The following is a 20,748-nucleotide window of genomic DNA, read 5'->3' on the forward strand; positions in this document are numbered from 1 at the left end:
CACCCGGTGCCTTCACCTGCCTTTCGAAAGGATCCGGCCTGCTGGCTTACTTCGCGGAGCTCATCAGCAGGTAGTCGTACATGCCGAGGTAGGCCTGCGTGACCGTGACGTTGGCCGCGGACGTCGGCCTGAGCAGCAGGTTCTTGCGGTAGATGATCGGAACGACCGAGGCGTTGTCGAGCACCATCTTGTCGATGTCGCCCCAGGCCTTGGTGCGGGCCGCGTCGTCGGTGTTGGCGATCGCGTCCGTCAGGGCCTTGTTGATCTTCGGGTCGTCCAGCTCCATCAGGTTGTTGCCGCCCGAGGGCTTGATGGCCGCACCGTTGATGATCTGGTCGAGGAAGCCGTAGCCGGTCGGCCAGTCGGCGCCCCACGCCATCGAGAGCATGCCGAGCTTGTTGTCGTGGACGTAGCTCGGGACACCGGCGAAGTTGGAGAAGTACTTGCCGGAGGGGAACTGCTTGATCTCGACGTTGATGCCGATCTTCTTCAGCGACGCCTGGACGGCCGTGGCCTGCGCGACCTCGGCGGGCCGGTCGGAACGGGCCGTCAGGATCGTGTTGAAGCCGTTCGGCTTGCCGCACGCCTTCAGCGCCGCCTTGGCCTTGGCCACGTCACCCTTGTGACCCTCGGTCGCGTAGGTGTCGAACTTGGTGTAGCCGTTGACCGACGGCGGCAGCAGCGTGGTCGCCACGTCGCCCTTCGGCGAACCGCCCATGGCGTCGAGCACCGACTGCTTGTCGAGGCCCCACTGAACGGCCTTGCGGCAGTCGGCGTTGTCGAACGGCTTCACGTTCACGTTCAGCGCGATGTACTGCGTCGCACCGGCGTAGGAGCTGTCCGTCTGGTTGGCCTTCGGGCCGCGCAGGACCTTCGGCTGGGTCTGCGGCTGCACACCCGTGCCGGCCGCGTCAGCCGTGATCTTGTCGGAGAGCAGGTCGTTGTCGACCGTCACCGGGTTGACCTTGAACTTGATCGTGACCTTGTCCGGCAGAGCCTTGCGGATCGGGTCCGTCTTCGCGTCCCACTGCGGGTTGCGCACGAGGGTGGCGCCGCGGCCCTCCTCGTAGGACTGGAACTGGTACGGGCCCGTGGACTGGATGGACTGCACGTACTTCGCGCCGGTGTCCTTCGACTGCTGCACCGGGGCCGTCTGCGAGAACGTCGCCAGGTAGTCGAAGTCGGCGAACGGCTGCTTCAGCTTGAAGACGATCGTCTGGTCGTCCGGCGTCTCGATGGACTTGATGCCCTCGGCGGACTTGTCCTTGTACGGGCCCTTGTACTTGTCGCCGCCGTCCAGGTACGCCTTGAAGTACGTCGGGCCGTTGGACAGCGCCTCGGGCGCGAAGTTGGAACGCTCGATGGCGTACTTCACGTCCTTGGACGTCACCGGGGTGCCGTCCTGGAACTTCACACCCGTACGCAGCTTGTACGTCCAGGTCTTGGCGTCCGTGCTGGACTTGCCGAGGCCCTCGGCGAGGTCCGGCACGACCTCCAGGCCTTCCTTGCCCGCCGCCGGTTTGAACGTGGTGAGCGTTCTGCCGTAGAGGCGGGAGAAGTTCTGCACCCAGCCGTAGTACGTGTTGCCCGGGTCGAGGGAGTCCGGCACGTCCGAGTGCTCGTACGAGACCGTCCCGCCCTTCTTGCTCGACGCGTTGACGATCGAGTTCAGCGCGGCGTCCTTCTTGCCGTTGCCTCCCCCGTCGTTGTCGTCACCTCCGCCGCCGCACGCGGCAGCACCCAGCGACAGTGCCAGGACCGACGCAACGCCGGCGGTCACCCTTCTCGTCTTCACCTGAGGAAGCCCCCTCATTCGATGGATCACTTGCTGCGAGGGTCGAGGGCGTCACGCAGCCCGTCACCCAGCAGGTTGAAGGCCAGGACGGTGATGAAGATCGCCAGTCCGGGCACGAACATGTACTGCGGATCAGCCGTGTAGAGATCCACAGCGTTGCTGAGCATGCCGCCCCAGGAGGCCTGCGGCGGAGCGATACCGACGCCGAGGAAGCTCAGCGCGGCCTCGAACAGGATGTTCGTCGGGATGATCAGCGTCGAGTAGACGAGGATCGGCGCGACGAGGTTGGGGAGCAGTTCCCGGAACAGGACGTACGGACCGCGCGCTCCGAGGCTCGTGGCGGCCTCGATGAACTCCCGCTTGCGCAGGGTCATGGTCTGCGCCCGCACGATGCGTCCGATGTACGGCCAGCTGAAGAAGCCGATCACGAAGATCAGCACGCAGATGCGCAGGGACAGTCCGTCGAGACCGAAGAAGCCGTCCTGCACCGAGGCCGAGATCGAGATGGCGAACAGCAGCAGCGGGAACGCCAGGAAGGTGTCCATCATCCGGCTGATGACGCTGTCGATCCAGCCGCCGTAGTACCCGGCGACGACTCCGAGCACGGTGCCGATGCACACGGACAGCAGCGTGGCGCCGCCCGCGACCAGCAGGGAGACCCAGGAGCCGTCGATGATGCGGGCGAGCATGTCCCGGCCGTACTGGGGGTCCACGCCGAGCGGGTGGTCCCAACTCATGCCTCCCCAGCCGCCCTTGGGGGCGAGCAGAGCGGGGTCGATGAGGTCCTGGTTGAACTTGTTGGGATCGAGGTTGAAGATCCACTGAATCGGCTTGGAGAGCACCGCCATCGTGACGAGCAGGATGACGACGACGCCTCCCGCCATCGCCACCTTGTCCCGCTTGAAGCGCATCCAGGCGATCTGAGTGAGCGAGCGCCCTTCGATCTGGCTCTTCTTGACCCCGGCGAGCACGGCCTCGGGCTGTGCTCCGGCTTCCGCCCCGGTGGTCTCGATCGGTGCGGTCACGGTGCGATTGACCCCTCTCGGGCCGGCGATGGCCGACCCCCTGGCTGCCGCTGTAGCGGTTTGTTTGTCTCGTACACGAGACCGACCCGGCCCGTGTCTTGCGGGGAGTCTTCAACGCTTTGGCGATCTGTTGCCAGACTTGGCGATGAAAGGATGCGTAAACGTGATGCTGTCTGCGAGGTTCCGTTATCCGGACAGCGGGTAGCAGGGGTCGGACGCGCAACGTCAGGGGCATATTAGGACGCAGCCGCCCTTTTTACCCTTATCTACGCGCGGAGAGTTGAAAGGTCGTCGCGTTCGGGGACGGCCTTGAGGGACCTGGGGGCGGAGTCAGTACCTGCCCTGGACCGGGGGGTATCCGTAGCCCGAAGCCGGCGCCTGGACGGGGGCGGTGGCGTGGGCCTCACGGTCGTAGAAGGGGCGTGCGCCGGCGCGCAGCCACATGGCGACCGGGTCGTGCTCGTCGGACATCGCGACGGTCGAGACGGGGAGCCCGTCGGGTACGGCGCCGAGGGACTGCTGCATCATCGCGCGCACCGAGTCCACGGCCGGCGGCGAGGTGTCGTAGACGTCCAGTCCGATGGCCAGATACGGCGCCCCGAGCGCGGGTTGGACCCAGGCGCGGCGCAGTGAGCGGACGGCCGGGGTGCGGTGGGCGTTCTGCGCGAGCAGGGCGTAGAACTGCGGGATCTCGATGGCCGGTTCGGACAGCCGCAGGGGTCCGGCGGGCTGGCGGTCCAGGCCCGTGGCGATCCGCCGCAGGTCGAGCCAGGGGATGCCGACGCCGCCGCCGGGGGCGTGCGGGTTGAGCCAGAGGCCGTAGTGGTCGGGGTAGAGGGCGCGGGCCACGTCGATGCCGTCGACGACCTCGTAACTGCGGTTCCAGCCGCTGGCCGAGAGCTCCTGCGCGGAGGTCACACAGGGGGCGTAGCCGTGGCCCTCGACCTCCATGTTTCCGTACTGGGCGTCGGGGGATCCGGCCTGGCCCTGCCACAGGAGCATCCAGATCTGGCCGCTGTGGGGGGTCGCGAGCGCGCGCAGGAGGGCCTCATAGGCGTCATAACGCCCGGGCGTGACCTGGCGCAGCATGTGCTCGACCTGTCCGGCCGCGGCCGTGCCGCTCGCGCTCACCTTTACCGCCCCTTCGTACAACGCCTCGACCGTGACCTAGCTTAAGCCCGCGCAGGTGCCCGGAGATTGGTGCCGGTTCGCGAGTGCGGTTCGTATGTGGCTCGTCGCCCCCACGCGGCGGAGCCGCATAGTGTCACAGCCCCGCGCCCCTGAGGTGCCTGACCTACCGCTGGAAGAAGGGCCGGACCCGGTCCTTCATCCAATTGCCCACCGGGTCCTCCGCCACATCCAGGAGCACCAGGTTGACGGGCCAGGGGGCCGGGGACTCGGTGACCGCGCGGGTGAGGGCGTCCAGCGGGAGGGCGCGCAGGTCGCCTTCCCACTGGGAGAGTTCGACGCCGACGAACATCACCGGGTCGGCGGTCTCGATCGCGGCGAGGCAGCGGCGGGCGGTGACGACGACGCCGATCGCCTCGAACTCGGCGGAGGCGGCGGCGAGGAAGTCCACCGGGTCGTCCTGCCAGTCGGGCTCGAAGAGGCGGACCCGTCCGCCGCTCGCGGGGCCGTCCAGCGGGGTCCGGCCGGCCCGGCACAGCTCGGCGACGGCCGGCGGCGGGAGCGGGACGCCGACGACGCCGCCGGGGTTGATGGCGATCCCCGCGTGCGGGGGCAGACCGCGGGCGAACTCCACGGCGGGCGCGATGGTGTACGACATGTGCGAGCCGACGACCTGGCGGAACTGCTCCTCGGAGCTGAACACCGGCACGTACGCCTGGCCCTCGATCTCGATGCCGGGGAGATCGAGGGGGCCGCTCTGCGGGCCGCCGCCGCTGGGCAGCGGGATCCACACGAAGCTCCGGCCGAGCACCTCGACGATCCGCCCGCCGGCGGACGGCCCGGCACCGAGGGAGGCCGAGAGCACCTCCTCCAGCTCGTTGCCGGGCCATCCGCCGTGCGGGTGTGTCTGCGTCTGCGCCGGGAAGTCCGCGGAGAAGTCCGCCGGGAAGTCCATCTGCCTACCGCCTGCCTGAAACCACTGCTGTGACTGAAAGGCTAGCGGCTCGGGAACGGGGGGCTGCCACCCCGTGAAGCATGACTGGTGACGGGGGTGGCCGGACGGCGGCCCCGGGCCTGCCGAATCCTGGCGGGAGGACGGGCTGTGTGTGGGGGGTGCTCCGACCGTGGATGCGTGCCGCGGGCACACGGCCGGGGCTGCGGGCGGACGGGCTTTGTGCGCGGCGCACCGACCGCAGGCGCCTGCCGCGTGCACACGGCTCAGGGCCGGAATGCGGATGGGCTGGGCTGTCCGGCGCAGACGACCGCGCGGATGCCTGTCCTATACACACGGATCGCCGACCGCCGCGCCGCCGCCCCCGCCTCCGGGCTCACCAACCGCGGACGCGGGCCCGCTGCACGGGGCCGCACGCGGACGGCCTGTGCTCCCCGGCGCGCGCCGGCCCCCCTGCGCACAGCGGGGTCGGCGGACGGCCCCTTCTTCCCGGACGCCCGGCCGACGGCACCGCCCCGTGCACACGGGTCACCGGCCCGAACCACAACTCCCCGGCCCCGGATCACCGGCCCCATGAACCACAACCCCCAGCCCTGGACAGCCGGCCCGTGCCCACCACAGTCGGGCCGTGAACGCAGCCCCGTGCGCCCGGGGCGTCAGCCCGTGAAGGCGATGCGGTGGAGGGTGTTTGCTGCGTCGCGGTCGGCGAGGATGGCTGAGCCGCAGCCGGTGGGGAGTTCGCCGCGTTCGACCTCGTGGAGGAGGCGGGTGGTGGCGGCGCGGTGGCGCAGGAAGGCGTAGCGCGAGACGCCCCGGCCGCGGTCGCGCTGGCCGGCCAGGGCCTGCTGGGGGGTGACGTCGAGCATCAGCAGGTGGAGCGTGCCGCCCCGGCGGCGGGCCTCGCGGGCGAGCCAGCGGCGGACCCAGGCCTGGGTGCCGCAGTCGTGCACGACGACGCCCTCACCGGTGCGCAGGGCGCGGCGCAGCCCGGCGTAGTGGGCGAGGCGGACGAGCGGGCGGTAGACCGCGTACGGCAGGGCGCGCGGCATGCGGCCGTCCCAGTGGTCGCGGGTGTCCTGGGAGTCGATGCGCCGGCCCGGCACGGTGCGCCGCATCAGCGTGGACTTGCCGCTGCCGGGCAGGCCCGTGACCACGACGATGTCGCGGGAGCCGAACAGCAGCGCGTGCGGGCCGCGGCCGGCGCGCTCGCGCAGATCGCGGACGACCGGCGCGGGCTGCGGGCCGCAGACCGCACGCACCGGAGCGGCCGGCTGCTCGGGCAGCGCGATGCCCGACGTCGTGGCGTACGCGGTGGTCCTGTTCACCGTGATCGTCCTCCCCTGGGGCCAGGTACGGAGTCCCATGCCCGCCGAGTGTAAAGAGAAGGTAATGCCCGATGTCTCTGGTTTTAGTCCTCTTCCTGCAACAGCCCTGCTACAGGGTGGTCCCCCTGCCACCCCGCGACGATGCGTGCAATGATGTGCCCGCCAACTGCATACCGGCCGTTTGAATCCGCGCGGGAGAGTCCCCAGCACCGTTTCACCACTGGGGCGCCGAAGGAGCAAGTCCCTCCCTTGAATCTCTCAGGCCCCGTTACCGCGCGGGCGAGGCACATCTGAAAAGCGGGCCGCACCCTTCCTCCGGAGTCCGGGGAAGCGGCGTGGCCCCACCCAAGGTGCAAGCCGATGACCTGCGCGGTCATGGCGAACCTCTCAGGTTCCGATGACAGATGGGGAGGAACGACCTCGCCCGTCATGCCTTATGCCTTGGGAGACGACCGACCGTGAGCAGTACAGGAGAACTCCGCCACACCGCGCTCGATGCCCTGCATCGTGCCCTCGGCGCGACGATGACCGACTTCGCCGGCTGGGACATGCCCCTGCGCTACGGCTCCGAGCGCGACGAGCACAACGCCGTGCGCACGAAGGCCGGGCTGTTCGACCTCTCCCACATGGGCGAGATCACCGTCACGGGCCCCGGGGCCGCCGCCCTGCTCGACCACGCGCTGGTCGGCAACATCGGCGGGGTCAAGCCCGGCCGCGCCCGCTACACCATGATCTGCCAGGCCGACGGCGGCATCCTCGACGACCTGATCGTCTACCGGCTGGCCGAGCAGGAGTACATGGTCGTCGCCAACGCCTCCAACGCCCAGGTGGTCCTGGACGCCCTGGTGGAACGTTCCGTCGGCTTCGACGCCGAGGTGCGCGACGACCGGGACGCCTACGCACTGCTCGCCGTACAGGGCCCCGAGTCCCCGGGGATCCTGAAGTCCCTCACCGACGCCGACCTGGACGGCCTGAAGTACTACGCCGGCCTGCCCGGCACCGTCGCGGGCGTCCCGGCGCTGATCGCCCGCACCGGGTACACCGGCGAGGACGGCTTCGAGCTGTTCGTGAAGCCGGAGCACGCGGTCGAGCTGTGGCAGGCCCTGACCAAGGCGGGCGAGGCCGCCGGCCTGGTCCCGTGCGGGCTGTCCTGCCGCGACACGCTGCGCCTGGAGGCGGGCATGCCGCTGTACGGGCACGAGCTGAGCACCTCCCTGACGCCCTTCGACGCCGGGCTCGGCCGGGTGGTGAAGTTCGAGAAGGAGGGCGACTTCGTCGGCCGCGAGGCCCTCACCGAGGCCGCCGCGCGCGCCGAGCAGAACCCGCCCCGCGTCCTGGTCGGCCTCGTCGCCGAGGGCCGTAGGGTCCCGCGAGCCGGGTACCCGGTCGTCACCGGCGGTGAGGTGATCGGCGAGATCACCTCCGGCGCGCCCTCCCCGACGCTCGGCAAGCCGATCGCGATGGCGTACGTCGACCCCGCGCACGCGGCTCCCGGCACACCCGGTGTGGCCGTGGACATCCGGGGCAGTCACGAGCCGTACGAGGTCGTGGCGCTGCCGTTCTACAAGCGCCAGAAGTAGAGACTGGCCCAGCGCCAGAAGCAGGCACCGGCGCGCGGGCCGCCACCGCGGTCCCGGGCCGTCTCACCCCCGCTCACCAGCGGTCCCCTTCACCGGCATGCACAAGCATTCCTCGACATACATCAGCACTCCCGCGCGTACAGGAGAATCCAGGCCATGAGCAACCCCAATGAGCTGCGGTACAGCAAGGAGCACGAGTGGCTGTCGGGCGCCCAGGACGGCGTCTCGACGATCGGCATCACGGAGCACGCGGCCAACGCGCTCGGCGACGTCGTCTTCGTCCAGCTCCCCGAGGTCGGTGACGCCGTGTCCGCCGGCGAGACCTGCGGCGAGCTGGAGTCGACCAAGTCCGTCTCCGACCTCTACTCCCCGGTCTCCGGCGAGGTCACCGAGGTCAACGAGGACGTGGTGAACGACCCGTCCCTGGTGAACTCGGCCCCCTTCGAGGGCGGCTGGCTGTTCAAGGTGCGCGTCACGGACGAGCCGGGCGACCTGCTCTCCGCCGACGAGTACACCGCCTTCTCCGCCGGCTGAGAGGTCGTAGCCGTATGTCCGTCCTGAACACGTCCCTGCACGAGTTCGACCCGGCCGTCGCCGCCGCGGTCGACGCCGAGCTGCACCGGCAGCAGTCCACGCTCGAGATGATCGCCTCGGAGAACTTCGCCCCGGTCGCGGTCATGGAGGCGCAGGGCTCGGTCCTCACCAACAAGTACGCCGAGGGCTACCCGGGCCGCCGCTACTACGGCGGCTGCGAGCACGTCGACGTGGTCGAGCAGATCGCGATCGACCGCGTCAAGGAGCTGTTCGGCGCCGAGCACGCCAACGTCCAGCCGCACTCCGGCGCCCAGGCCAACGCCGCCGCGATGTTCGCGCTGCTCAAGCCGGGCGACACCATCATGGGTCTGAACCTCGCGCACGGCGGGCACCTGACCCACGGCATGAAGATCAACTTCTCCGGCAAGCTCTACGACGTCGTCGCCTACCACGTGGGCGAGGACGGCCGGGTCGATATGGCCGAGGTGGAGCGGCTGGCGAAGGAGTCCCGGCCGAAGCTGATCGTCGCGGGCTGGTCGGCCTACCCGCGGCAGCTGGACTTCGCCGAGTTCCGCCGGATCGCGGACGAGGTCGGCGCGTACCTGATGGTCGACATGGCGCACTTCGCCGGGCTGGTGGCGGCGGGCCTGCACCCGAACCCCGTTCCGCACGCGCACGTGGTGACCACCACCACCCACAAGACGCTGGGCGGCCCGCGCGGCGGTGTGATCCTCTCCACGTCCGAGCTCGCCAAGAAGATCAACTCGGCTGTCTTCCCCGGTCAGCAGGGCGGTCCGCTGGAGCATGTGATCGCGGCCAAGGCGGTCTCGTTCAAGGTCGCGGCCTCCGAGGACTTCAAGGAGCGCCAGCGCCGTACGCTGGAGGGTGCCCGCATCCTGGCCGAGCGTCTGGTGAAGGACGACGTCCGGGCCGTGGGTGTGGACGTCCTGTCCGGCGGCACGGACGTGCACCTGGTCCTGGTCGACCTGCGCCACTCGGAGCTGGACGGCCGGCAGGCCGAGGACCGCCTCCACGAGGTGGGCATCACGGTCAACCGCAACGCGATCCCGAACGACCCGCGCCCGCCGATGGTGACGTCCGGTCTGCGGATCGGCACGCCGGCCCTGGCGACCCGGGGCTTTACGGCCGAGGACTTCGCGGAGGTCGCGGACGTCATCGCCGAGACGCTGAAGCCGTCCTACGACTCGGACGCGCTCAAGGCCCGGGTGAAGGCCCTCGCCGACCGGCACCCGCTGTACCCGGGCCTCAACAAGTAGCACCCGCACAAGTAACACCTGCACAAGAGCGAAGAAACCTTTCAGGGCGCCGCGCCCGCCACAAGCGGTCGCGGCGCCCGGCCCCACTGCACCACCCCCGTAGTCAGGAGTTCCCGTGGCCATCTCGGTCTTCGACCTGTTCTCGATCGGCATCGGCCCGTCCAGCTCCCACACGGTCGGCCCGATGCGCGCGGCCGGCCTCTTCGTCCGGCGGCTGCGCAACGAGGAGCTGCTGGAGTCGGTCGGATCCGTCCGTGCCGAGCTGTACGGCTCCCTCGGCGCCACCGGCCACGGCCACGGCACGCCCAAGGCGGTCCTGCTCGGCCTGGAGGGCGACTCGCCGCGCACGGTCGACGTGGAGAAGGCCGACGACCGGGTGGAGGCGATCAAGACCGACGGCCGGCTGAATCTGCTCGGCGAGCACGAGATCGCGTTCTCCTTCGACGACGACATGGTCCTGCACCGCCGCAAGGCCCTGCCCTACCACGCCAACGGCATGACCCTGTGGGCGTACGACGCCTCGGGCGCCGAGCTGCTGACGAAGACCTACTACTCGGTCGGCGGCGGCTTCGTCGTCGACGAGGAGGCCGTCGGCGCGGACCGCATCAAACTCGACGACACCGCCCTGAAGTACCCCTTCCGCACGGGCGACGAGCTGCTCCGCCTGACGGAGGAGACGGGCCTGTCCATCTCGGCGCTGATGCTGGAGAACGAGCGCGCCTGGCGCACCGAGGAGGAGATCCGGGCCGGTCTGCTGGAGATCTGGCGCGTGATGCAGTCGTGCGTGGCGCGCGGCATGTCCCGCGAGGGCATCCTGCCGGGCGGCCTGAAGGTCCGCCGCCGCGCCGCGAACACCGCGCGCAAGCTCCGCTCCGAGGGCGACCCGAAGGCCCTCGCCATGGAGTGGATCACCCTCTACGCGATGGCGGTCAACGAGGAGAACGCGGCCGGCGGCCGGGTCGTCACCGCCCCCACCAACGGCGCGGCCGGCATCATCCCGGCGGTGCTGCACTACTACGTCAACTTCGTGCCGGGCGCCGACGAGGAGGGCGTGGTCCGCTTCCTGCTCGCCGCGGGCGCGATCGGCATGCTGTTCAAGGAGAACGCCTCCATCTCGGGCGCCGAGGTCGGCTGCCAGGGCGAGGTCGGCTCCGCCTGCTCGATGGCCGCGGGCGCCCTCGCCGAGGTCCTCGGCGGCTCCCCCGAGCAGGTCGAGAACGCCGCCGAGATCGGCATGGAGCACAACCTCGGCCTCACCTGCGACCCGGTCGGCGGGCTGGTCCAGATCCCCTGCATCGAGCGCAACGGCATGGCCGCGGTCAAGGCCGTCACCGCCGCCCGCATGGCCATGCGCGGCGACGGCTCCCACAAGGTCTCCCTCGACAAGGTCATCAAGACGATGAAGGACACCGGGGCGGACATGTCGGTGAAGTACAAGGAGACGGCCCGGGGCGGGCTGGCGGTGAACATCATCGAGTGCTGAGGTCACGAGGGCGGGGCGATCTCCGCCCGTAGTGCCTTCGCCGCCGCCTCCAGGGTGCCCCGGACGGCCTCGCCGGTCTCTCCGGTGGCGATCACCGCGCCGAGCAGGCTGGAGGAGAAGTGCTCGGGCGGCAGCCTGATGGTCGTGCCCGGGCTCCGGTCGAGCACGAGGTGCTGGACACCGGGGACGCCCAGCGCGGTGTCGAGGCCGTCGATCCGGACGAGTTCGCCCGCCGCCGGGGCCGTGATCTTCCGCAGGCCCGCGTGCAGGGGCGGCTGGTCGGGCAGGCGCGGAGCCTGTCCGGTGGCGACCCGGATCACGTTCTCGTGGAAGGGGACCCCGGTCGCCAGGCCCACGAGGTGGGAGCCGATGAAGTCGCCGCCGGCCCGGGCCGCGACCTCGATCAGGCGGGCGCCCGTCCCCGGGTCGTACATGCACTCCAGGTGGAAGGCGCAGTCGTCGAAGCCGAGGGCGAGGACGGTCTCGCGGGTGAGCGCGTGCACGGCCGAGCGCGCGGCGCCGGGCAGGGCGCTGGGATGCAGATGGGCGAGTTCCAGGCGGAACGGCTCGGTGGTCGTCTTGTCGGTGATTCCGCAGACGGTCACCTCGCCCCGGTGCACGAAGCCCTCGACGCTGTGCTCACTGCCGCGCAGCAGCTCCTCGAGGATCAGCTCGCCGCGGTCGTGGCGGAAGATGCCGTCGCCGTCCGCGCCGGTCAGGCGCGTCAACTCGTCGAAGGCGGGCCGCAGTTCCTGTTCGTCCCGCAGCAGGAAGATGCCCTTGCTGCCGCTGCCGGCGGCCGGCTTCAGCACCGCCGGGAGCCCGATGTCCGCCAGCGACCGCACGGCGTCCCGCCAGGTCCGTACCCGGGCGAAGCGGGGGATGAGGTGCGGCCGGTCCGCGAGGGCCTGGCGCATGAGGTACTTGTTGCGGGCGAGGCGGGCCGCGGCGGGGGCGATGCCGGGCAGGCCGAGGCGCCGGGCGGCGCGGGCCGCCGGTTCGACGCCCGCGTCCCCCCAGGCGACGACACCGGCGACGGTGTGCGCGGTGGCGACGGCGTCCACGGCCGCGTCGAAAGCCTCGGTGTCGTGCGGATCGACCGCGCGTACCTCGGCGAGCAGGGCGCCCGGCAGTCCGGCGGGGGGCTTGCCCGCGAGGAGTGCCACGGAGAAGCCGCACCGGTGGGCGGCCTCCAGGGCGGGGCGGTGTTCGAGCGGGTTCTTGCGCAGCCCGACGAAGACGACGACGGGGCGCGGGGCGGGCTCGGGCACGGTCACTCCACCTCGATGACGAACTCGGACTCGACGCGGTCGAGGAGCGCCTCGAACTCCTCGGCCGTGTCCGCCCCCAGGACGACGAGCAGGCACCAGTCCATGGCGTGCGAGACGCCGAAGGTGTCGCCGGTGCTCTTGGAGCGGCGCCAGCCGAGCACACCGTCGACCGCCCGCATCTGACGGTCCGTCGGCATCGCCGTGATGGTCCCGGCGCGCGGCGGGCGCAGGTGCAGCGCCCCGATGTGGCGGCGCGGGGGCGTCGCATCCGCCGTGCGACCGTACAGAAGGCCGGTGGCGACGGTGTCGTACACGCTGTGCCCGAGGCCCGCGGAGAGCATGTCGGGGACCCAGCCGCCGCCGATGCGGGTGGCGATCTCGGAGAAGACCAGGTCGCCCGAGGGGGTCTCGAACACCTCCATGTGGGTCACGGCGGTCTCGATTCCCAGGGCCTCGTTGACGCTGGTGTGCATGCCGAGGAGGCGTTCGTAGAGCTCGGGGTGGTCCTCCCTGGGGAGGATGTACGAGCCGTCCCGGGAGCGCGGGGTCTCGTGCTCGTCGCGCGCCGGGACGTGGTCGAGCCGGGGCGCGTAGTACGCGCTCACGGTCAGGAAGAGCGGTTTGCCCGCCGACCAGAGCGCGTCGATGTGCAGTTCGCGGCCGTGCACGAAGCGTTCGACGACGAGGTGCCCGGAGCTGAGCCGCTCGGGCTTCGGCAGGTCGCGCAGGACGGCGGCGATCTCCCTCGCGCTCTCGACCCGGACGGTGCTCATGGTGCCGAAGCCGAACGCCGGTTTCACCACGGCCGGGAACCCCACGTCGGGCAGGGGATCGCCGTCGGCGAAGGTCACGCCGACGGGCAGGGAGGCCCACGGGGTGACGGGGACTCCGGCACCGGCCACGAGGTGTTTCATCAGCCGCTTGTCACGGACGGCCGCCTGCATCGCCGCGCTCGCCGCGGTGCGGTCGAGCAGGCCGCGCAGCTGGGCGGCGCCGAGCTGGCCGTCCTCGGAGAAGCAGAGCACCTGGTCGACCCGGACACCGCGCACCGTGAGGTCGACGGCGACGCCGGTCATCTCCTCGACCGAGTCGGTGCTGCCGACGCGGTAGACGGCGCGGGCCGCGCCGAGCAGTTCGGGGGACGCGGCGGCGCGGTCCGCCTCGGCCTCGTCGAGGACCAGGTGGAGGTGCGGGGTGGCGGCGAGCAGCGCCCGGACCATGTCGGGGCGCCACTTGCAGAGCACGACGGTGGGCCCGTCCTCGGCGAGGGCGGGGGGTTCGGCTTCCGGGGCGGGGTGTGGTGCCGGGGCGGCGGTGCCGGGTTCCATGCGGATCCGGATCTGCCCGCGGACGAGGTCGGCGGCGGCGTCCACCTCCGCGGGGCCGTCGGCGAGGAGCAGCACATGGGCGACCCGGTCGCCGGACGAGTGCAGACCGGCGACGAGGTCCCCGGCGTGCTTCTTCTGCCCGACCCTGACCACCTCGGGGCGTTTCGCCGCTTCCCCGGTGCCGTCCACGGACGCGATGCGGCCCGGGCTCGGTGCGGGCAGGAACAGTACGCCCGCGGTGCGGGGGCGCCCGGCCGGGAGGCTCACGGCCCGGCCGAGTGACAGCTCGATGACGCTGCGGAAGAAGTCGTGCCCGTACGCCCGGCACATCAGTTCCATGATGTGGTCGCCGGGGGTGCGTACGGCGAACTCCATCGGCCGCAGCGCGCTGCCGTCGTCGCGGTACTCCAGGTGCACGATGCCGGTGCGGATGCCGGCGGCGGCCACGAGTGCGGCGGTCTGGGCGTCGGCGCGGTCACGATCGGCGGGAACGTACGGCAGTTGGTGCTGGAGTTCGACGAACTCGGGCGGTCCGGTGGTCACCTTGCGGGTGTGGTTGCCGAAGATCACCTCGCCGTCCCGGACCAGTCCTTCCCAGCTGTACTCGGGGGCGTCGAGGTACTCCTCGATCAGCACCAGCCCGCCCACGTCCCGGCGGTCCAGGTCGGCGCGCAGTTCGTCCTCGTCCGCGACACAGTGCACGCCGACGCTGCCCATGCCGCGCAGCGGCTTGACGACGACCGGGTAGCGGCCACGGCTCCACTCGGCGGCCCGGTCGGCGTCGTCGACGACGGTGTGCTCGGGCTGGGGAAGTCCGGCGTGCGCGAACAGGGCGCGCTGGACCGCCTTGTTGCGGCTGGCCTCGGCGGCGGCGAGGGAAGGGCCGGGCAGTCCGAGCCGCTCCTGCACCCGGGCCGCGGCCAGCACGTGCTGTTCGGCGAAGGGCACGACACCCTGGGGGCGGTGCCGGTCCGCCAGGCTCAGCGCGCCCTGGAGCCAGTCCGTCTCGGTGCCGCCCGAGGGGGTGGCGAAGTGCGCGACGCGGCTCTCGTGGTGCTCGCGCCAGGCCTCGTCGTCGAGCAGGACGGTGCGCAGGCCGAGGTCGTGGGCGGCGTCGACGTAGCCCCGTCCCATGATGCCCGCGCCGACCAGCAGCAGTGTGTCCGTCATGTCGTGTCCCCTGTGTGTGACGCGGGTGTCGGTTCGGGTGTGCCGGCGGCGGGTTCCGGCGCCGCCGCGCGCCTCCGGCCGACGGCCAGGAGCAGCAGCAGGCAGAGCGAGGCGAGGCTCAGCCAGACGGCGGTGGCCTCGCCGGTGAGGGTCAGGGCGACGCCGACGGAGGGCCCCGCGGCCGTGCCGACGCCCATCGCGCCCGCGGCCAGCGCGGAGACGCGGGTGACGTCCTTCGGGCCCACCGAGTCGATCAGCCACGGGTGGAACGAGCAGGAGTAGGCGCACTCGCCGAGCGCGAAGACGACGGCGAAGAGCAGGAGTCCGGCGTAGCGCACGGGCAGCGGGCCGAACGCCGAGGCCGCGGCCAGGCCGTACGCCGCGGCCCACAGCACGACGGCGGCCCGGAGTCCGTACGCCTCGTCACGGCTGCTCAGCACGCGGGTCACCCAGGTCTGCCCGAGCGCCACCACCAGGGTGTTCACGAGCAGCAGGCCCGAGACGGTGCCGAGGCCGATGCCCATCAGCCGGACGGCGACGAGCGGCGCGGTCGCCTCGAACTGGCTGTGCCCGAAGAGGTAGGCGCCGAGCTGGAACAGGACGGCGAGCGTGCCGGCCACGCCGAGCCACTTCCAGCGCCCGACGGTGTCACGCCTCTTGTCCTCGGGGCCGGTCGGGCGCTCGGCGTCCGCGGTTCGGGCCGCGTCGTCGCGCTCCCGTGCCCGGACCCGGTGGAAGACGTAGGCCAGCGGCAGATAGCTCGCCGCGTTGCAGACGAACAGCCACGGCACGGCCGAGGTGGTGAGGATGCCCGTGGTCAGGCCGGCGACGACGGCGCCGAGTCCGAGGCCGACGTTGATCGCCCGGTAGCGGCGGGCGAAGACCGAGCGTCGCTCCTCCTGCGGCGTCAGGGAGTTGAGCACCGGCACCATGGCCACCAGCAGGCAGCCCTGACCGCAGCCGATGAACAGGACGGCCGCGCACAGGAAGGCCAGGGAGCCCGCGACGGCGGCGCCCGCGAACCCCACGGCGAGCATCAGCGTGCCCGCGAGCCCGAGCAGCGCGGGCCTCGGTGCGAGCCGGCCGGTCGCGAGGACACCCGAGGTCGCGAGGTTCGCCGCGGCTGCGGCCCCGTAGAAGACGCTGACGCCGGCCGTGCCCATGGCGGGCAGGTCCGACAGGTAGAGCGCGGTGTACGGGTACACCAGACCGGAGCCGAACGCCGACACGCCGTTGACGAGGATCAGCACGTCGGCCGCGGTGAGGCGCCGCGCGGAGCCCTGCCCCCCGCTCACGCGGCCGTGTCCCGTTGCGTGAAGGCCGTGTTCAGGAAGTACGTCCAGTCCCGTGCGCCCGGATCCGAGACGTGCAGCAGGTTCTCCACCGCGTCGTAGTGCGTGGTGGGGTAGCGGACGACCCGGCGCACCATCTCCTTGGCGATGTGCAGGGTCGACAGCTCCTCCTCGCCCGCGTAGCGGTACAGCTCCACCTCCTGGTCCACCAGGTAGCCGCGCAGGCTGCCGGCGAGCCGGGTGAAGTGGGTGTTGTCCGCGTACAGGCCGAGGAAGTCGCGCTGGGTGCACCGGGTGCGCCGGCGGTCGGCGACCGTGAAGCCGAACGCGTCCGCGATGCCCAGCACCAGGTCGGACGTGCGGACGGATCCGTCCTCGCGGGGGGCGAGGACCGGCCCGGAGAGCAGGTTCCGCAGCGCGGCGAGCCGCGGGCCGGGGGCGTGGAGGGTGCGGACGTACCAGTCCCGGGCGCGCACCTTGCGTTCGATGTTGGCCAGCGCCCAGGCGACGGCCTGCGCGGAGGTGTCGACCTCGAAGGCCTGGGCGGTGGCGGGCTCGTACACGCGCAGGAGTCCGCGCACCGCGTCCCTGGCCGCCGCGGCAGGGCACCGCGCGTAGGGGCCGGCGAGGATGTCGGGTTTCAGAATGAGCAACGCGCCCGCGCTCATCGGGCCTCCCCCAGAAGCAGGTCGAGCAGTCCGAGCAGGCGGACGAGGTCGTCGTCGGTGACGGTGCGGTACAGGCCGATCCGCAACGCGCCCGGCAGCGCGGGGTCCGCGAGCCCGTAGGCCAGGGCCCAGGTCGCCAGGAACTCCGTCACATCGCGCACGGCGGCCGGTGCGAGGGCGGTGGGCAGCACGGCGGCGAGGTCGCGTCCCGGCCGCCGCGGCGGGCCGGCGAGCCAGGAGCGGCCGGCCGTGTGGGCGCGCAGCAACTCCATGCGGGCCTCGATCTCGCTCTCCAGGCACTCGGGGTGCGACTCGGCGAGCGTGCGCACCCCGTGGGCGAGCATCATCAGGTCCGAGGCGCTGGGGCGCGGGGCACCGGGCGCGTCCGCGTCCAGCAGGGCGCGGACGCTGAAGGGTCCGCCGCCCTCCTCCGCCCGGGCGGCCGCGGCGGCCCGGGGGGACAGGGTGAGGACGGTGGAGCCGGGCACGACACCGAAGAGCCAACTGGGGCAGAAGCAGGCGACGTCCAGTGCGCCGAGGAGGCTGTCGTCGAGCGGCCAGGTCGTGCGCGAGAGGTCCGCGGCGGCCCATCCCCCGCTGCCGGGGGACCCGGTCGGCCGCTCGCCCCCGTCGACCGGCCGGGGGACGGCGTCGTGGGCCCGGGCCCACTTCTCCTCGGCGATCAGCCGGGCCACGGCGTGCGGCGGGGCGGGGACGAGGACGCAAGAATGGCCGTCCGGCAGGTGCAGCAGCGCGCGCAGTTCCTTCAGGAGCGACGCGAGGAAGCCGTCGGTGTGGGCGAAGCCGGGCTGCAGCCCGAGGACGACGGGCCCGGACCGGGCGAGGGACGCGAGCCGGTCGGCGGGGACGGGGACACACGCGCCGCCCAGCCGGGGCTCGCGGGGTATCAGCGCGTCGGGCAGGTCGTACAGCTCGACGGGCGTGAACCCGCGCCCGGTCCGAGGTGCGACGGTCTCCGCCGGGATGCCGACGACTCGGACGTCACCCTCACCACGGGCGGTTTCGCTCAGGTCGTCATGGTCGACGAGGGGCATCGGCGTCATCCCAGCTTCGGTCGGGCCACGGTGCGGACGTACGGGCCCGCCAGGTCGCCTGCCGCGTCGATGACGGCGGCGAGCTCGGCCCGGGTCCGTGCCACCGCGGCGGCGGTGTCGGAGGGCGGGGCGAGCAGGTGCCGGGCGACGTGCGCGGCACAGCCGCCGTCGACGTGGCGGGCCGCCTCCCGCTGGAGCAGCCGGACGAGCCACTTGACCGAGGGAACGGTCACGCCCGCGGCGGCGAGCGCGCACTGGCCGGTGTGCACGAGAGCCTCTCGGTACATCCACGCGGCCGAGTCGGCGTGTCCGTCGGCCAGTTCGCCCGACACGTCGGTGAGCCGGTTGACGGCGGCGACGGCGGCGACGTTCAGCAGATAGCGGGGCAGGTCATCGGTGCCCAGTTCCTCGCGCAGCTCCCGCAGCCGGTCGGGGCGCCGCAGGGCGCGGCCGGTGCGGACACGGTGCAGGATCTTGAGATTGTCCTCGTCGACGAGCTGGGCGATGCCCTTCTCCCCCGACAGACTCGCCACGCTGGCGCCGAAGGCCTCCCGCAGACTGCCGAGAGCGGCCGGATCGAGGACGGCGACGTTGACCTCCCGGCCCTCGTGGTACGCCACGGTCGCGGTGCGCTCGCCCCGCCGGGCCGCTGTCTCCGATCCGGTGACCCGCAGGTCGCCGACGACATACAGGTCGAGGTCGGAGTTGCGGTTGGCGAGGCCGTCGGTCGTGGAGCCGGCGAGGAACAGCAGTTCCTCGCCACTGCCGCCGGCCGCCGCGAGGGCGGTGACGGCGAGCGCCTCGAGATCGACGGTCCGCTCGCCCTCCCCTTGCACGGAGGCGGTCGGGCTTCCTGATGCGTTCACTGCGGCTTCCTCGACGTCATCCGGGACCGGCAGCGGCTGCCGAACGCTGCCAGGACCGCGCGGTCCAGAACTGATCGGTCGGTGTGGTGCTCGAAGTGCCACTGCACCCCGAGGACGAAGCGGTCCGGCGCGCCGACGCTGATCGCCTCGACGGTCCCGTCCGGGGCCACGGCCTCGACGAAGACCTCGCCGGGGATCTTGTCCAGCCGGTCGCTGTGCTGCGAGTTGACCGGCACGGCGGCCGGGTCCGGTGCGGGGCCCGCCAGCTCCGCGAGGAGACCTCCCGGCCGCACGGCCACCGTGTGGGCCGGCGCCCACCGGTCGGGCCCGTCCACTCCGGCCCGCAGCCGGTGCTTGACCTCCGAGGGCGGCACCTGGGCGAGGGTGCCGCCGTGGTGCACGGCCAGCTCCTGCATGCCGCGGCAGCTGGCGAGCACGGGCAGGCCGGGCATCTCGTCGGCGGCCCGCAGCAGCGCGGCCGCGGTCTCGTCCCGGGCCGGGTCGTACTCCCTGCCGGACACGGCGTCGGCCTCCCGGCCGCCGTAGCGGGCCGGGTGGACGAACGAGCCGCTGCCGGGCAGCACCAGCCCGTCCAGGCGGGCCAGGACACTGCGGGCGTGCTCGGGGCGCACGGTGTGGATCAGGACGGCGGCCACGCCCGCGTGGTCCAGGAGCGGCTCGGTCAGATGGTCGTTGACCCGGGAGTACGTGGTGCCGTTGGCCCGTTCCTTTTGGCAGGCGAGGACTCCGACCAGCGGGAGGTGCGGCGGGCCGCCGGTCACCGGGCCGACTCGCGTACGTCCGCGACGGCGGCGGGCAGTCCGGCCGGGTCGTCGGTGACGACGAGGGCCACGACGGTGTCCGTGCCGGGCCAGTCCTCGGCGAGGACGACCCGCGGGTGGGTGAGCGCGGCCTCGGCCACCTCGGCGGCCGGGCGCCCCGACGTGGGCAGCAGCACCATCGCGGCACCGCGTGCCGGATCGGGGGTCTCGTCCGGCAGTTCGCCGTCGACGAGCAGGGCGAGCAGCGCCTCGTAGGGCCGGACCGCGTCCTGATGCGCACAGGGGATGAGGTGGGAGTTGATCAGGTCGCCGCCGAGCCGTCCGCCGACCTCCAGGACGACGGGGCCGCCGGAGCCGAGGCGCAGATCGACGTGGAACCCGCCGGTCCCGAGGCCGACGGCGATCACGGCCTGCTCGGCGGCCCGCTTGAGGTCCTTGACCTCCGTCTCCGTCAGGGCTGAGGGGACGGCCGTGGCCCACGACGGGGACAGCGGCCCGTCGACGCTCTTGTCGGTGACGCCGAGGATCCGCACCGTGCCCTCGGAGACGACGCCGGAGACGGAGTGCTCGGAGCCGTCCACGTACTCCTCGACGAGGAAGTCGCTGGTCTTGGAGTAGTTGGCGGACGTGAGCGCGAACACCTCGTCCAGGCCGGTGTCCTCGGTGATCAGCGCCATGCCGCGGCCGCCGGAGCAGTGGGCGGGCTTGAACACCAGGGGCTTCCCGGCGGCGCCCAGCTCCGCGGCGATGGTCCGCAGATCGTCGGCCGTCCGGCCCGCCCGCCACGGCGGGTTGAGCCCGTACGGTTCCATGGCCCGGCGCTGGGCGGCCTTGTCCGTCACGACGTCCGCGGCGGTGGTGCCGATGCCGCGCACCCCGAAGCGCTCGGCGAGCAGCGCGGTCAGACCGACGTACTTGTCACCCCAGCAGGCGACGGCGGCGGGGGCCCGGCCGGGCGAGGCCTGAGCGGCCTGTTCCGGGAGCGGGGCGCCGCGGTCGAAGGAGCCGAGCCGGTGACCGGGGAGCCCGGTGTGGGAGACGTCGGCGTCGGACGCGACATGGACGCTCAGTCCCCGGGCCGCGGCGGCGTCGAGTTCGGCGCGCCATTCCAGGGGGGAGCGTCGCAGGCCGAGGTAGAGCACCGTGCCGCTGCCGGCCTCGTCGTCGTGGTCCGCCGTCGTCGGGTTCGCCGCGGGGGTGTGGGCTGTGGTCATCTG

The 20,748-nt window shown here is 72.1% G+C and carries 17 protein-coding genes and 1 riboswitch; of the genes, 4 read left to right on the forward strand and 13 right to left on the reverse strand.

Translation table 11 applies throughout. From position 1 onward, the window contains the following. Positions 1 to 46: 46 nt before the first annotated feature. The 5 genes from NNW99_RS10340 to NNW99_RS10360 all read right to left on the reverse strand — a co-directional run bounded on the left by NNW99_RS10340 (position 47) and on the right by NNW99_RS10360 (position 6,225). Positions 47 to 1,813, reverse strand: coding sequence for an ABC transporter substrate-binding protein (locus tag NNW99_RS10340; protein ID WP_215118403.1), 1,767 nt, complete (start codon positions 1,811 to 1,813; stop codon positions 47 to 49). An 8-nt stretch (positions 1,814 to 1,821) separates the two neighbouring features. After that, positions 1,822 to 2,820, reverse strand: coding sequence for an ABC transporter permease (locus NNW99_RS10345; RefSeq protein ID WP_215118404.1), 999 nt, complete (start codon positions 2,818 to 2,820; stop codon positions 1,822 to 1,824). Between the two features lie 330 nt (positions 2,821 to 3,150). Next, complete coding sequence (locus NNW99_RS10350) at positions 3,151 to 3,951, reverse strand: enhanced serine sensitivity protein SseB C-terminal domain-containing protein (RefSeq protein WP_215118405.1); 801 nt, start codon at positions 3,949 to 3,951, stop codon at positions 3,151 to 3,153. A gap of 163 nt (positions 3,952 to 4,114) precedes the next feature. Next, positions 4,115 to 4,903, reverse strand: coding sequence for an enhanced serine sensitivity protein SseB (locus NNW99_RS10355; RefSeq protein WP_215118406.1), 789 nt, complete (start codon positions 4,901 to 4,903; stop codon positions 4,115 to 4,117). Positions 4,904 to 5,556: 653 nt separating this feature from the next. Further along, positions 5,557 to 6,225 carry an AAA family ATPase gene (locus NNW99_RS10360; protein ID WP_215124223.1) on the reverse strand — a complete coding sequence of 223 codons (669 nt, stop codon included), beginning with the start codon at positions 6,223 to 6,225 and terminating at the stop codon, positions 5,557 to 5,559. Between the two features lie 182 nt (positions 6,226 to 6,407). Then, a riboswitch (glycine riboswitch) is annotated at positions 6,408 to 6,509 on the forward strand. Between the two features lie 120 nt (positions 6,510 to 6,629). Here NNW99_RS10360 and gcvT point away from each other — a divergent pair. The 4 genes from gcvT to NNW99_RS10380 all read left to right on the forward strand — a co-directional run bounded on the left by gcvT (position 6,630) and on the right by NNW99_RS10380 (position 11,099). Continuing rightward, a complete protein-coding gene (gene gcvT / locus NNW99_RS10365) occupies positions 6,630 to 7,805 on the forward strand; it encodes a glycine cleavage system aminomethyltransferase GcvT (protein ID WP_370869127.1) in 1,176 nt (391 codons plus the stop codon). 156 nt (positions 7,806 to 7,961) lie between these two features. Beyond that, complete coding sequence (gcvH, locus tag NNW99_RS10370) at positions 7,962 to 8,339, forward strand: glycine cleavage system protein GcvH (protein WP_215118408.1); 378 nt, start codon at positions 7,962 to 7,964, stop codon at positions 8,337 to 8,339. A gap of 14 nt (positions 8,340 to 8,353) precedes the next feature. Next, complete coding sequence (gene glyA / locus NNW99_RS10375; protein WP_215118409.1) at positions 8,354 to 9,616, forward strand: serine hydroxymethyltransferase; 1,263 nt, start codon at positions 8,354 to 8,356, stop codon at positions 9,614 to 9,616. A 115-nt stretch (positions 9,617 to 9,731) separates the two neighbouring features. Next, positions 9,732 to 11,099, forward strand: coding sequence for an L-serine ammonia-lyase (locus NNW99_RS10380; protein WP_215118410.1), 1,368 nt, complete (start codon positions 9,732 to 9,734; stop codon positions 11,097 to 11,099). Positions 11,100 to 11,101: 2 nt separating this feature from the next. Here the strand turns inward: NNW99_RS10380 and NNW99_RS10385 are convergent, their stop codons facing one another. Genes NNW99_RS10385 through NNW99_RS10420 form a run of 8 tightly spaced genes read right to left on the reverse strand, consistent with a single transcriptional unit; the run spans position 11,102 to position 20,745 of the window. After that, entirely contained in the window at positions 11,102 to 12,370 is a 1,269-nt protein-coding gene (locus NNW99_RS10385) for an ATP-grasp domain-containing protein (protein WP_215118411.1), read from the reverse strand. A 2-nt stretch (positions 12,371 to 12,372) separates the two neighbouring features. Beyond that, a complete protein-coding gene (locus tag NNW99_RS10390) occupies positions 12,373 to 14,868 on the reverse strand; it encodes an ATP-grasp domain-containing protein (RefSeq protein ID WP_215118412.1) in 2,496 nt (831 codons plus the stop codon). Further along, positions 14,865 to 16,163, reverse strand: coding sequence for an MFS transporter (locus NNW99_RS10395; RefSeq protein ID WP_215118413.1), 1,299 nt, complete (start codon positions 16,161 to 16,163; stop codon positions 14,865 to 14,867). Before NNW99_RS10395 ends, NNW99_RS10390 begins: the two co-directional genes overlap by 4 nt. Then, complete coding sequence (locus tag NNW99_RS10400; RefSeq protein ID WP_215118414.1) at positions 16,160 to 16,828, reverse strand: hypothetical protein; 669 nt, start codon at positions 16,826 to 16,828, stop codon at positions 16,160 to 16,162. Before NNW99_RS10400 ends, NNW99_RS10395 begins: the two co-directional genes overlap by 4 nt. Beyond that, positions 16,825 to 17,892, reverse strand: a complete 1,068-nt coding sequence (locus NNW99_RS10405; protein ID WP_215118415.1) for a hypothetical protein — start codon at positions 17,890 to 17,892, stop codon at positions 16,825 to 16,827. Before NNW99_RS10405 ends, NNW99_RS10400 begins: the two co-directional genes overlap by 4 nt. Further along, on the reverse strand, positions 17,889 to 18,749 hold the full coding sequence (locus tag NNW99_RS10410; RefSeq protein WP_215118416.1) for a hypothetical protein: 861 nt from the start codon (positions 18,747 to 18,749) through the stop codon (positions 17,889 to 17,891). Before NNW99_RS10410 ends, NNW99_RS10405 begins: the two co-directional genes overlap by 4 nt. Next, a complete protein-coding gene (locus NNW99_RS10415) occupies positions 18,746 to 19,531 on the reverse strand; it encodes a gamma-glutamyl-gamma-aminobutyrate hydrolase family protein (protein ID WP_215118417.1) in 786 nt (261 codons plus the stop codon). The genes NNW99_RS10410 and NNW99_RS10415 overlap by 4 nt, the downstream gene beginning before the upstream one ends. Further along, a complete protein-coding gene (locus NNW99_RS10420; protein WP_215118418.1) occupies positions 19,528 to 20,745 on the reverse strand; it encodes an acetyl-CoA carboxylase biotin carboxylase subunit family protein in 1,218 nt (405 codons plus the stop codon). The genes NNW99_RS10415 and NNW99_RS10420 overlap by 4 nt, the downstream gene beginning before the upstream one ends. Positions 20,746 to 20,748: the final 3 nt, after the last annotated feature.

The organism is Streptomyces sp. CRCS-T-1, from assembly GCF_024442335.1.
GTDB lineage: Bacteria > Actinomycetota > Actinomycetes > Streptomycetales > Streptomycetaceae > Streptomyces > Streptomyces koelreuteriae.